The sequence below is a fragment of the Candidatus Fermentibacter sp. genome, from assembly GCA_030373045.1.
GTDB lineage: Bacteria > Fermentibacterota > Fermentibacteria > Fermentibacterales > Fermentibacteraceae > Fermentibacter.
Genome location: JAUCPW010000023.1, coordinates 1 through 13,382, shown reverse-complemented (window position 1 = coordinate 13,382; position 13,382 = coordinate 1). Strand labels below are relative to the sequence as shown.

The 13,382-nt window shown below is 67.3% G+C and carries 10 protein-coding genes; 8 read left to right on the top strand and 2 right to left on the bottom strand.

Translation table 11 applies throughout. The features are described from left to right. Positions 1-10: 10 nt before the first annotated feature. From QUS11_04190 to QUS11_04175, 4 genes are read left to right on the top strand one after another with little or no spacing between them, the layout of a single operon-like run. Positions 11-394, top strand: a complete 384-nt coding sequence (locus tag QUS11_04190) for a hypothetical protein (protein MDM7992489.1) — start codon at positions 11-13, stop codon at positions 392-394. Between the two features lies 1 nt (position 395). Then, complete coding sequence (gene secA / locus QUS11_04185; protein MDM7992488.1) at positions 396-3,449, top strand: preprotein translocase subunit SecA; 3,054 nt, start codon at positions 396-398, stop codon at positions 3,447-3,449. Positions 3,450-3,471: 22 nt separating this feature from the next. Then, positions 3,472-3,723: a YtxH domain-containing protein gene (locus QUS11_04180; GenBank protein ID MDM7992487.1), complete on the top strand. Its 252-nt coding sequence runs from the start codon at positions 3,472-3,474 to the stop codon at positions 3,721-3,723. Then, the gene (locus QUS11_04175; protein MDM7992486.1) at positions 3,723-4,613 is read left to right on the top strand and encodes a ketopantoate reductase C-terminal domain-containing protein; all 891 of its coding nucleotides are present in this window, start codon (positions 3,723-3,725) and stop codon (positions 4,611-4,613) included. Before QUS11_04180 ends, QUS11_04175 begins: the two co-directional genes overlap by 1 nt. Here the strand turns inward: QUS11_04175 and QUS11_04170 are convergent. Both QUS11_04170 and QUS11_04165 read right to left on the bottom strand, forming a co-directional pair. After that, the gene (locus tag QUS11_04170) at positions 4,610-6,007 is read right to left on the bottom strand and encodes a T9SS type A sorting domain-containing protein (GenBank protein MDM7992485.1); all 1,398 of its coding nucleotides are present in this window, start codon (positions 6,005-6,007) and stop codon (positions 4,610-4,612) included. The two genes, QUS11_04175 and QUS11_04170, sit on opposite strands and share 4 nt — an antisense overlap. Positions 6,008-6,096: 89 nt before the next feature. After that, positions 6,097-6,612, bottom strand: a complete 516-nt coding sequence (locus tag QUS11_04165; protein MDM7992484.1) for a tetratricopeptide repeat protein — start codon at positions 6,610-6,612, stop codon at positions 6,097-6,099. A 116-nt stretch (positions 6,613-6,728) separates the two neighbouring features. On the opposite strand from QUS11_04165, the gene QUS11_04160 reads away from it, so the two are divergent. From QUS11_04160 to lon, 4 genes are all read left to right on the top strand, one after another. Then, positions 6,729-8,768: an ATP-dependent DNA helicase RecG gene (locus QUS11_04160; protein MDM7992483.1), complete on the top strand. Its 2,040-nt coding sequence runs from the start codon at positions 6,729-6,731 to the stop codon at positions 8,766-8,768. 162 nt (positions 8,769-8,930) lie between these two features. After that, positions 8,931-11,159 (top strand): TonB family protein, encoded by a 2,229-nt coding sequence (locus QUS11_04155; GenBank protein MDM7992482.1) that lies wholly within the window; start codon positions 8,931-8,933, stop codon positions 11,157-11,159. Positions 11,160-11,176: 17 nt separating this feature from the next. Continuing rightward, the gene (locus tag QUS11_04150) at positions 11,177-11,530 is read left to right on the top strand and encodes an Hsp20/alpha crystallin family protein (protein MDM7992481.1); all 354 of its coding nucleotides are present in this window, start codon (positions 11,177-11,179) and stop codon (positions 11,528-11,530) included. After that, positions 11,523-13,382, top strand: a 1,860-nt coding sequence (gene lon, locus QUS11_04145; protein ID MDM7992480.1) for an endopeptidase La, incomplete at its 3' end; no start/stop codon positions are given. The genes QUS11_04150 and lon, both read left to right, overlap by 8 nt.

Sequence of the window (13,382 nt, the reverse complement as noted above, 5' to 3'; positions counted from 1 at the left end):
CCTGGGCCTGGTGCTCCCCCGGCCGCCCTGGCCCGGAGCGGGGTCGGAAGGGAAGGCGCGGGAGCCGGGGCACACCTGCATCCTCGTCCTCGCCCTGCTCGCGGGCATTATTATACCCTCCACGGGCTGCCCGCTCGCGAGGGAGGACAGGGTGCTGCACGCGGTCATCTCCGCCGACGCGGGCTGCACGGCCTCCGGGGTTGCCGGGCACTGCGGCGCCGGAGGAGGCTCCCCGGAGGCCGCGGGTGCCGCGTTCGCCCTGGGGCTCGGCGTGGCCAAGGAGATATGGGACGCCCGCGATGGCGGATGCGTCGACCCATGGGACCTGCTCGCCGACCTGGCCGGCGCGGCCGCTGGATACGCGCTGGCCTGGCATTTCATAGCGGAGGACTGACTTGATCACCGGCTTCCTGAAGACCCTCTTCGGCGACAGACAGAGAAAGCACGTCCGGAGGATGCGTCCTCTGGTCGACGAGATGAACGCGCTCTCCGACCGGATCGCCGCCATGACGGACGCGGAGCTCGCGGGCTCCACCGCCGTCTTCAGACGCAGGCTCGCGGAGGGGGAGACCCTCGACGACATACTCTGCGAGGCCTTCGCGACAGTCAGGGAGGCCTGCCGCAGACTCTGCGGGCGCTCCTGGAAGGTGACGGGGCGCGACACCCAGTGGAACATGGTGCCCTACGACGTGCAGCTCATGGGCGGCATCGTCCTCCACGAGGGCAGGATAGCCGAGATGGCCACCGGCGAGGGCAAGACCCTCGTCGCCGTGATGCCCATGTACCTGAACGCCCTCCCGCTCGACGAGCGATGGACGGCCCTGGCCGAGCGTGAATGGGGCTCCGACCCCGCACGCTGGACCTTCGAGCCGATCGAAGGGATGCCCGTCGGCAGGGGCGCCCACCTCGTGACGGTGAACGACTATCTGGCCCTCAGGGACTCCCAGTGGATGGGGCCCGTGTACGAATTCCTGGGCCTGACCGTAGGCTGCATCCAGCAGGGGATGACCCCTCCGGAGCGCAGGGCGGCCTATTCCTGCGACATCACCTACGGCACGAACAACGAGTTCGGTTTCGACTACCTCCGCGACAACATGGCCGTGAGGCTGGAGGACCGCGTCCACAGGGGCTTCCGCTACTGCATAGTGGACGAGGTCGACAGCGTCCTCGTGGACGAGGCCCGCACCCCCCTGATCATCAGCGGTCCCGTGGCCAGGACGGCCACGCAGTACAAGGACTACAGGGGCGCGGTCGGAAGGCTGGTCTCGAAGCAGAGCGAACTGATCGGCGGCATTGTCGCCGAGGCCGACCGCCTCTGGGATGCGGGCGAGGTACACGAGGCGGCCGAGCTCTACCTCAAGGCCCGGAGGGGGGCGCCGAAGCACCGGAGGCTCCAGAAGTCCCTGCAGGATCCCGACAGGCTGAGGGAGCTCCAGAGGACCGAGGCGGAGAAGCTGCGTGACAAGGCCTTCGGGAAGCTCGACGAGGAACTCTACTTCGCGATAGACGAGAGGGAGCGCTCGGTGAACCTCTCCGAGATGGGCAGGAAGCTCCTTTCTCCCGAGGATCCCGACTTCTTCCTCCTGAGGGACGTATCCGAGATCATCGGCGAGATAGACGCCCTGACCATCCCCGACGACGAAAAGCTGAAGCGCAGACAGGAGGCGCTCGAGGGGCAGACCAGGAAGGCCGAGGCCCTCCACGCCATCGACCAGCTCCTGAGGGCCTTCCAGATGTACGAGAAGGACGTCGAGTACGTCGTCGACCAGGGGCGGGTCGTGATAGTCGACCAGTTCACCGGAAGGCTCATGCCCGGGAGGCGTTTCAGCGACGGCCTGCACGAGGCGCTGGAGGCCAAGGAGAACGTCGAGGTGAGGTCCGAGACCCAGACCCTCGCCACCATCACCATCCAGAACTACTTCAGGATGTACGACAAGCTGTCGGGCATGACGGGAACCGCAGAGACGGAGGCCTCCGAGTTCGAGTCGATCTACGACCTCGACGTGGTGGTCATCCCGACCAACGTGCCCGTCGTGCGCCGCGACCACAACGACAGGGTCTACAAGACCAAGCGCGAGAAGTACGCCGCGGTGATCGACGAGGTGGCCGCCCTGCATTCGGCCAGGCAGCCGGTCCTGGTCGGCACGGTCTCGGTCGACGTCTCCGAGACGCTCCACAGGCTGCTCACGGCCAGGGGCATCCCCCACAACGTCCTGAACGCCAAGCAGCATCAGTCCGAGGCCGAGATCATAGCGCTGGCCGGCCAGCCCGGCGCGGTGACGATCGCGACCAACATGGCCGGGCGCGGAACCGACATCAAGATCGACGATTCGGTGAGGATGGTCACCGGCCCTGACGGCACGCGCATCCCGGGCGGTCTCTTCGTCATCGGCACCGAGAGGCACGAGGCCCGGCGGATCGACAGGCAGCTCAGGGGCCGCAGCGGCAGGCAGGGCGATCCCGGCGCGAGCAGGTTCTACCTCTCTCTCGAAGACGACCTTTTCAGGCTCTTCGCATCAGAGCGCATGATCGACTTCCTCAAGAAGAACGGCGACAAGGAGGGGGAGGTCATAGAGCACCCGATGCTGACGAAGGCCATCGAGAAGGCCCAGAAGCGGGTGGAGGAATACAACTTCGGCATCAGGAAGCACCTGCTCGAATACGACGACGTGGCCAACAAGCAGCGAGAGGTGGTATACGCCAGGAGGCTCCAGGCCCTCACCGGCGAGGGGCTGACCGAGGAGGTCCGGGAGATGGTCTCGGCCACTGCCGGCTTCGTGCTCGAGGAGCACATCCCGGACGGAACCGAGCCCGAGGAGTGGAACCTCGACAGGGCCAGGCTCTCGCTCATGGAGCTCTCCGGGGTATCCATCGGGCTGGAAGGGCTGCCTTCGCGCACGGACGATCCCGCGGAGGCCAGGAGGATCGCCGTCTCCCGGATCATGGACTTCCTCCGCATGAAGGAGGAGCGCCTGGGCGCCCCGCTGATGAGGGAGCTCGAGAAGTGGTCCGTCCTGCGGTCGATAGACGTCAGGTGGAGGGAGCACCTCTACGAGATCGACCATCTCAAGGAGGGCATAGGTCTCAGGGCGTACGGGCAGAGGGATCCGCTGGTGGAGTTCAAGAAGGAGGCATTCGGCCTCTTCGAGAACCTGCTCGACGAGATCGACAAGCTGGCTGTGAAGCAGGTGCTGTCGCTCTGGCCGCAGCAGGCCGTCCCCCTGAGGAGGGAGGGCCTGCCCGCGGGAAGGGCGTATCAGCCGGGCCTTGCCAGGCCTTCCGCCTCGCCCGATGCGCCGGGGGCCGGCACCAGGGGCGGGGCCGAGCCGCAGGGCGCGCCCGGACCCGTCCAGACTGTCCGCAGGGAGGTCCCCAAGGTGGGCCGGAACGACCCCTGCCCGTGCGGCAGCGGGAAGAAGTACAAGCACTGCTGTGGAACCGGGGTGTGAAGCCACGAGAGGAGGAGTTGTCATGTCAGAGCGCGGTGGAGAGGTCTGGGCCTTCCTCGCGGGTGCATTCATAGGAGGCGTCGCTGCGCTCCTGTTCGCTCCCGCCAAGGGATCGGAGACCAGGGCGAAGATCAGGCAGGCCGCCGAGGATGCCTACTCCAAGGGCGAGCAGCTCGTGGAGACCGGCAGGGTCGAGGCCGACAAGCTGATATCCAAGGGCCGCGAGAAGCTGGAGAGCTTCGCCCAGAAGTGCGAGGAGAAGGCGGTCCAGTAGTGCCCGGGCGCCGCCTCCCGGCCTCCGGCTGGGAAGGCGGGACCGTCGCGATATGGGGCGACGGCGCGGTCGGCATCGGCCTCGCCGCCGCCCTTTCTGCGGACCTGGACGTCGTCCTGGTCGGGCCCGACGGCAGCCCCGACGCGGAGATGCAGGTCGAAGCCTCGGGCGAGGCGGAGCGCCGGAGGATCGTGAGGCACTTCCCGGCCGGCCGGGCGCCGCGCTGTTCCGCCGTCGTGATGGCGGTGAAGGCCACCGATCTCGCCGATGCCTCGGCCGTGTCGCGGCGCGCCGGCAACGGGGCGCATGCGTGCCTGTGCAACGGGATGGGGCTGGAGGAGGCCTGGGGCCCCGGCTGGGACTCCGTCGAGAAGGCGGTGGTCCTGGGCGGCTTCGAACGCACCGGGCCAGGATCCGTGATCATCCACCCCGGCGGGCTCATCGTCCTGGAGGGCGGGCTCGTGCAGTCCCTGCTCGCAGGTTCCGGGATAGCTCCCGCTCCCCGGCCGCGCAGGGCGCTCGAGATCGCGCGGTGGGCCAAATGGCTCGTGAACAGTTCGCTCAACCCGGTTGCCGCGCTGTCCTCGCTCCGGAACGACGAGCTCCACCCTGCGGGGCTCTCCCCCCTCGTCTACGGGATATTGGAGGAGATCACTCCAGCCGTGCCCGCCGCCTCGAGGGAGGAAGCGCTGGAGGAGGCCCGCGGGATGCTCGGGTTCCTCCTCGAGTCATCCCACAACCGGGCGAGCATGCTCCAGGACCTGGAGGCGGGCAGGAGGACCGAGATCGAATTCATGACTGGCCTCGCGGAGAGGATCCTCCCCGGAGCCTGCCCCGCGGCATCGGCCGTCGCATCGCTGGTCAGGGCGAGGCAGGTGCGGGCCCGCTAGAGCCGGACCATCCTCCTGGACAGCGATCCGGCGCCGGACGAAAGCCTCAGGATGTAGACCCCGGAGGGCAGGTCGCCCCCGAAGAACGCCGCTCCCCCGGGATCGCCCGACTCGACGACGGTGTCCACCAGCCTGCCGTCCGCCGCGTAGACCCTGAGGAATGCCGGAGATCCGCCCCCGGGGGTCGAATAGGATGCGCTGAACGAGCCGGAGGAGGGGTTGGGGCTCACTTCGAGACACATCCCGCCGGTCTCCCCGCCGGAGATCCCGGTGTAGAGAGATGAATCGAACCAGATATCCTCGTGTCCCTGCCCCAGGTAGAAGAGCACCTGGTCCGAGGGCAGATAGCCCTGGCAGACGACCGGGGGGCATTCCTGGCACGGCGGTACTCCTCCGCGGACGGCACCCTCCTGGCCCGGCAGCGAATGGAGGTCGGGGGCCGACAGGACCCTTATCAGTCCGGTGCCGGAGTCGACGTAGGCCATGAGCACGCTGGAGGAGCCTGCAGCCACCCCGACATAGGGGTATGCCCCGGTGCCGGCCTGAACGGGCGATCCCCACGTGGTTCCGTGGTCATCGGAGATGGACATCACCACCTGGCCCGCTGCGTCGTGCCAGGCCACCGCGACGGCCTGCCCTCCGGTCCATTCGGCGGCCGGGCGGGGACTGGACTCCGGCGCTCCGTCGCCGAGCACGACGTCGGTGAGGCCCGTGCCGGACAGGGTGGCGCAGTGGATGTCGCCGATCACGGTTTCCTGGTAGGCGACATGGAACCGGCCCCCGGGGCCGGCCTCCGCGACAGGCCTCGAAGCGTTCGTCAGGAGCAGGGACGGGACGCTCCAGGTCAGGCCGTCCGTGCTCGATGCCGTGTAGACGTTCCCCGAGTCGTCGTCGGCGAACAGCCTGTGCTGGCCCGTCACCGGATTCCAGGCGGCGGTGACCGACCTCAGGGAGTCCATCCCCGCCTGGTTCCAGGGAATCTCGGTTATGCCGAGCACCCTGAGGTGGGGCAGGCCGAGCTTGAGGCCGATGATGTAGTCGCTGGTCCCGTCTCCGCTGGAGACGAGGAAGATGTGCAGGTAGTCCTCGGCGGAGGCGGTCGAGACATACATCTCGGGGTCCTCGAGGATCCATGAGCTGGAGAGCATCCTGCGCATGGCCCAGGAAGAGCCCCCGTCGACCGAGGAGAAGAGCTTCAGGGAGTCGGTGTAGGAATCCGCGATCGCGCAGACCAGAAGGTCGCCGTCGGGGGTGGTGAGCGCCTCGACATAGTCGTGGCCGGCACCCAGCCAGGTCGAAGGTCCCGACATGTCCCAGACCAGGACGTCCCAGCTCCAGGCGGGTTCGGGGGATGGAACCTGCTCGAGGAGGAGCAGGGCGTATACAGGTGTCACTGCGCTACCTCCGCGTTGAAGCGAAAGCGAACAAAGCGAACCTGTACTCTCCTATAAGACCCGCGGGGTTCCGGGTCAAGCCGGGGATGCTAGAAGGAGTCCTCCTCGTCGCCCATGTCGGTCTCCTTGTCCAAGAGCTCCCATGCGGGGGTGCCGGTGATCTCCTTCAGCTCGTCGACGACGTCGAGCTGGGAGGGATCGAGCTGGAGCGACTGGGAGAAGAGCTCCACGGCCTCCTCGTCCTGCCCGCGGATCACGAAGATCCTGGCCATGGCATTGAAGGCGGAGGTCATCTCGGGATCGAACTCAATGGCCTTCTCGAGGGCGTGGAGGGCGTTTTCGACCATCAGCTCCTCGTCCTTCTCCTCCCCCCAGAGCTCTACGGGAGGAAGGTTCTCGAGGATGGCCATTCCCCAGCAGAGCCCGGTGCGGAGCCAGGCCTCGGCGTGTCCGGGATCGAGCCGCGTCACCTGCTCGAGCATCCCGATCGCCTTCCGGGGCGCGTGGTCCTCCATGTACCGCCTTGCGAGCAGTAGGCGGGATTCTATGTCTCCCGGGTCGCTGGCGACCGCCTGCTGTAGCTCCTTGAGCGAAACCTGGTCCATGGCCGAAAGAGACCTCCGTGTCTTGGCGTTGGCCCGTCAATATGAGCGCAGGCATTATCCGTCAAGACCTCGGGGTTGCTCCCGGAGCCCGCCGTGGATACTATCGGGGCATGGCCATGGGCATGCTAGCGGATGAGGTGGTCAGCCTGCCGGGGGTCGGGCCTTCGAGGGCCGCCGTGCTCGGCAGGCTGGGTGTGCGCACCGTGGGAGACCTGCTCCTGCACCTGCCCAGGACCTTTCTCGACAGGCGCTCCGTCAGGGCGATCGGATCCCTCGAGCCCGGAATCCCGGCCACGGTCTCGGGCGATGTGGTGCATGTCGCAGAGAGGAGGGCCCGGGGGGGCAGGATCCTTCTTCACGCCCTCCTCAGCGACGGTACTGGGCAGATCGACCTCGTCTTCTTCAACGCCGGGTTCCTGAGAGCCAGGCTCTCGAGGGGCGCCAGGCTGATCGCCACCGGCAGGGTCGACTTCTTCAGGGGCCTCTCCATGACGCATCCCGATCTGCTCTTCCCGGACGGCCCCACGGGTTCCGCCCTCGAGTCGGGAGGGATGCTGCCGGTCTACCCTCTCACGGCGGGACTCTCGCAGGGCGTCATGCGCGGGCTGGTCAGGCGGGCCCTGGATGCCGCAGGCGGCGACCTCCCCATGGTGCTCCCCGGCGATCAGGCCGCTTCGGCCGGGTTCGGGTCGCGGTCGGATGCCTTCACCGCCGCCCACGGGCCCGGGAGTCCGGAAGAGGCCGAGAAGGCGCGGAGGTTCCTCGCCCTGGAGGAGCTCTATCTGCATCAGTGCTTCCTGCGGCGGGTCCGGGCCGGAGCCTCGGCCATCCCCGGCATTGCGCTGGAGTCCGGACCCGCGGTCCTCGCCGGGTTCGTATCCAGGCTGCCGTTCATCCCCACGGGCGCCCAGTCCTCCGCCCTCTCCGCACTGTCGTCGGATCTGGGCCGGGCATCGGCCATGCGGCGGCTCCTCCAGGGCGACGTGGGCTCCGGCAAGACCGCGGTCGCCGCCTTCGCGTGCCGTGCCGCGGCCGGGAGCGGGATGCAGGCCGCCCTGCTCGCTCCCACGGAAGTCCTGGCTACACAGCACGAGAGGACCCTGTCGAGGCTCCTGGGTCCGATGGGAGTGGACGTGCGGCTCATCACGGCGGGCACCTCCAGGCAGGAGAGGGCCGACATCCTGCTCGACGCCTCCTCGGGGGCGCCGATGCTCCTGATCGGAACCCACGCCATCCTCGAAAAGCCCGTTTCGCTGCCGCGCCTCGCCGTGCTTGTGGTGGACGAGCAGCACAAGTTCGGGGTGGAACAGAGGGAGGCGATGCTGGGGAGCCTCGTCCCCAGGCCTCACCTGCTCATCATGTCGGCGACCCCCATACCCAGGACTCTCGCCATGGCCTTCTACGGCGACCTCGACGTTTCCGTCATCGACGAGATGCCACCCGGGAGGGGCGTTGTGCACACGCGCGTCCTCGGGGAGGAGGGGCGCAGGGAGGCGATGGACAAGCTCCTGGAGAGGCTGGCCGCGGGGGAGAGGGCGTACATCGTGTATCCCCTGCGGGAGGCCACGGAGGGGCAGGACCTCCTCGATGCCACCACCGCATACGAACGTCTTAAGGCCGGGCCGGCAGGCGCATGGGGAGTGGGGCTCCTCCACGGGACCATGCCGGCCTCCGAGAAGAATGACCGCGCAGGGGACTTCGCAGCGGGCAGGACGGCCGTGCTCGTGAGCACGACAGTTGTCGAGGTCGGTCTGGACGTGCCGGAGGCCACCGTGATGATAGTCTCGGGTGCGGGCAGGTTCGGCCTGAGCCAGCTCCACCAGCTCAGGGGGAGGATCGGGCGCGGCGGCAGGGACTCGTGGTGCTTCCTCATCGCAGGCCGGGACACGGGGGAGAAGGCGATGGAGAGGCTGAGGGCCATGGAGGCGTCGAACGACGGGTTCGAGCTGGCGAGGAGGGATCTCGAACTGCGCGGCCCGGGAGACCTGTTCGGCACCAGGCAGTCCGGTCTGCCCGAGTTCCGGGTGGCAGACCTGATGACCGACTCCGACCTCCTGGAGCGGGCCTCCGCTCTCGCATCGGCGCATCCGCCCGGCGAGGGCGCCCTGTCGGAGATGAACTGGCGGTTCGGTGCGGAGCAGGGGCACCATGCGTGAAGTTCCCGTCCGGAACGTCATCCGTGCCTTTCCCGGCCCGGGCCTCATCAACGGTTGTCAGCGGCAGACCGCGTTTTATATTGCTTCGGGGGGATGGGCCCTTGTTCCGGCCGTGATCGGGCTGGTTCGACCATTTCCTGGGAACCCTGACAGGGGGGATTGATGAGCGCATCCGATGATCGAGTGAACGATCTCCTGCGCACCGCCAGGAGGCAGGTGGAGTCGGGTGACCGCGACCAGGCGCTTCAGACGCTTCGCAAGGCCCTGGACCTGGATCCCTCCAACGCCGACGTGCGGGAGGAGATCCAGAGCATCGAGCGCGAAATCGCCGCCATGAAGGTGTTCAAGAGGTCCAGGACGATGAGGGCCCATGCGACCGAGGAGGCGAAGGGTCCCGCGTCGGAGGGCTTCGTGGAGGAGTGCATCCGTCGTTCCCAGGAAGCCATGGATGCCGGCGACGAGATCCGCGCGCTCCAGGAACTCGAGCGGGCCCGCCGCCAGGAGGCGGAGAACGAGGAGATCAACCGCCGGATCAAGTCGATAAAGCGGAGCATAAAAGCCAACAATCTCGCGGACCTGGGCTTCACGAGGCTCAGATCGGGCGATCCCGCCGGCGCCCTCGAGCAGGCCTGGAACATCTTCAACTTCTGGGCCCTGGCCCCCGCCCTCGGGAAGCTCGTCTCGGAGCTCGAGAGGGTGCAGGCACCCGCCCCGGCCGTTCGTCCCGCCGGGGAACCGGAAGAGCTGGAGATCGATACCGAGGATCTCATAGAGGTCCCGGCGGCTACGGCAGCCCCGGCCGCCGCCAGGGACGCCTCATCGGCTGTTGCGTCGATACGCCGCAGGATATCCGCGAACGAGTTCTCCGAAGCCCTGGAGGAAGCCGCGGCCGCGCGGGAGAAGTACCCCAGGGACGCCACGGTCAGAGAGCTCTTCGACAAGCTCCAGAAGGTGGCCATCCCCGTCGGAGAGCCGGCTCCAGGACCCGTCCGCGCGCCCGTCGAGGAGGCGGCCCCCGCGGCCGTCCGCCGCGAGGAACCCGTGCGTGCCGCGGCTGCGGCCGCCGAACCCCGCCGCAGGAACCCCATCCTCTTCATCGTGATCGGGGTCGTGGCCCTCGCGGTCACGGGCCTGCTGCTGCTGGCCATTCTGAAGCCGCGCCCGCCCGACGTCCCCGACGTCCCCCAGGTGCAGCCCTACTCGATCTCCCTCGCGGTACAGGGTCCCGAGGACCTCTCGGTGACCCTGGACGGGGAGGCCCTCTTCAGAGACTCCACCGGAGCATACATCCTGACCGGCGTCGACTTCGGAACGAGGCAGCTCGAGATCAGGGCACAGGGTTACGAAGTCTATTCCCGCACCCTGGATCTCCAGCAGGGCTTCACTCTCGACGAGGCGGTCGTCCTCGACTCCATGGGAACGAGCACGGTCCCTGTGAGTTTCAGCATACTGATGCCGGAGGGCGAGCCGCAGCCCGCTCCCGGCACGGTCACATTCCTCGTCGACGGCGAGGAGACCGACTCGCTCACCGTCAGCCTGCCCACGGGCCTGCACGTCTTCCAGGCGGTTCTCGACGGGTACAACTCCCTGCCCGAGACCGTGCTGGTCGACACTCCCGCGGGATTCGACCAGGCCCTGGCCCTCCTCTCGTCGCAGACATCCCAGATCTCCCTGACCCTGGCCGGCGACATCGAGGGTAACGCCGTCTTCATGGTCGACGGGGTGCAGGTCGGAACCGGCAGGAGGGTCACCCACATCGCAGACAGGGGGCCCCACACCGTGCTGGTGAGGATGGAGGGGCACGAGGACTGGTCCAGGTCCATCACCCTCGGCGCCGACGGATTCAGCCAGACCGTGTCTCCCGTCGAGATCGTCACCACGGGCAGGCTGCTGATCGGGCCGGAGCCATGGGCCGAGGTCACGATCGACGGGCAGTCCTACGGCCAGACTCCGCTGCCCCCCATCGAGCTCGAGCCCGGAACCTACTCCGTGAGCCTCACGAACCCCGATTACGAGGACCAGACCACTTCGGTGACGATCACGCTCGGCGAGGACACGATGATCAGGTACACGGCCGCCGAGAGGGTGCAGCAGCCCGACATCATCGAGGAACAGCCCGTGATACCGCCCTTCGCGATCCAGCAGTCCGCCCCGTCCATCCCGGCAATGGCCAGCGAGAGGGGCGACCTCCACGGTTACGTCACCCTCGATGTCAGGGTCGGCACCGACGGTTCGGTGACCGATGTCCAGGTCACCAACGATCCGCTTGGGCTCGGATGCGGACAGGCCGCCGCAGACGCCGTGAGGCAGTGGCGCTTCCAGCCCGCGACCCAGGGCGGCCAGCCCGTGGAGGTCACTACCACGGTCCAGATCCGCTTCGACATCGAATAGGACTGGCGGACAGGGCGTTGATCCAGGGTTTCGCGGGCTTCTGGGCACCGCCCGTCGACCTGTACGAGACGGACGACATGCTCGTCCTGCACGTCGAACTCCCGGGGATGATCCTCGGGGAGGTCGAACTCTTCGCGAATCCCCGTTCTGTGATCGTCAGGGGGACCAGGAGGCCCCCCGAAACCGGGCTGTCCGCCGAGAGGCTCGAGATCCGCACCGGGCGGTTCGAGCGCGACGTCCAGCTTCCCTGCAGGATAGACGTAGACGGTATGAGAGCTTCGATGAGGGACGGCGTCCTCTGCATCGAGATGCCCAAGGCCCCCGGCGGGTCCGTCGGCATCAGGGTCGACCAGGAGAATCCGGATGACTGAGGAGAACGGTTTCAAGCTCCCCGATACCATCCCCATCCTTCCGCTCCAGGACGGGGTGGCGTTCCCGTTCGCGCTGATACCCCTCACCGTGACCGACACGGCCCAGATCAGCCTCGTGGACGACGCTGTGGTGGGGAACAAGATAGTCGGGCTGGTGGCCGTCAGGAACCAGGACACCATCCCGGTGGAGCCGGATGATCTCTTCGGCGTGGGCACCGCGGCCGGGATCGTCAAGCTCTACAGGTTCCCCGGCGACGTGATCAGGCTGAGTCTGAAGGGCCTGGTCAGGTTCAGGATAGTCGAGTACGTCCAGACTAATCCCTACTTCGTCGCGAGGATCGAGAGGCTCGAAACGGAGCTCCCGGGCCGCGACGAGGAGATGGAGGCCTGGCGCAAGAACATCGAGATGCAGCTCAAGCAGATCGTGGAGCTCTCACCGGGCGTTCCCGACGAGGTTCAGCTCGTGGGCCTGCTCAGGGATCCCGAGAGGCTCGGCTTCGTGGCGGCCGGCGGGATAGAGGCGGGCGTCGCCGACAAGCAGAGGATCCTCGAAGAGGACGACATCCTCAACCGGCTGAGGCTCCTGTCGGACCTCATGGCGAAGGAAGTGAAGATCCTCAAGCTGAGGAACAGGATCCAGAGCCAGGTCCGCTCGGAGATGGAGAAGGATCAGAAGGAGTACTGGCTCAAGGAACAGATGAAGGCCATCCAGAAGGAACTCGGGTCGGGCGAGGGCGACAATCCCGAGGCTGCCGAACTCAGGGACAGGCTGGATTCCGTGAGGCTCCCGGAGGAGGTCAGGAAGGCCGCCGAGGAGGAGCTGGACCGCCTCGCCAGGATGCCCGCGGGCACTCCCGAGGTGGCGGTCTCGAGGACGTACATCGAGTGGATCCTCGCCCTGCCCTGGATGGAGGGCTCCGAGGACTCGCTGGACGTGTCGGAGGCCAGGCGGATCCTCGACGAGGATCACTACGACCTCAAGGACGTCAAGGAGAGGATCCTCGAGTTCCTGGCCGTGAAGAAACTGAATCCGTCCGCGCCCAGCCCCATCCTGTGCTTCGTGGGCCCGCCCGGCGTCGGCAAGACTTCGATGGGCAAGAGCATCGCAAGAGCCATGGGAAGGCGTTTCGTCAGGATCTCCCTCGGGGGGGTCCACGACGAGGCCGAGATAAGGGGCCACAGGCGGACCTACGTGGGTGCGATGCCCGGCAGGATAGTCCAGGGCCTGAGGGAGGCGGGGACCAACAATCCGGTCTTCATGCTGGACGAGGTCGACAAGATCGGCCGCGACTTCAGGGGGGATCCCACCTCCGCCCTGCTCGAGGTCCTCGACCCCGAGCAGAACTTCAGCTTCAGGGACAACTATCTCAACGTGGCGTTCGACCTGCGCAGGGTCGAGTTCATCACCACCGCGAACCAGCTCGACACCATCCCTTCGCCCCTCCTCGACAGGATGGAGGTCCTGAGGCTCTCCGGCTACACCGGGGCCGAGAAGCTCGAGATAGCCAGGCGCTATCTCGTTCCCAAGCAGGTCAAGAACAACGGCCTGGTCGGCCGGAACGCCAGATTCCACCGGAGCGGGCTCAGGGCGATAGTCGACGGGTACACGCGCGAGGCCGGGGTGAGGGAGCTGGAGAGGCAGATCGGCAAGATCTGCAGAAGGGTGGCCGTGAGGGTCGCCTCGGGGGAGAACGTCGCGGCGAGCATCACCGGCAGCTCCGTGGCCGACTTCCTCGGACCGGTGAGGTTTTTCTCCGAGACCGCTGGCAGGGAGCCCAGGGTGGGGGTGGCCACGGGGCTCGCCTGGACCGAGGCTGTCTCTTATACACATCTCCGAGCCCACGAGACAGCG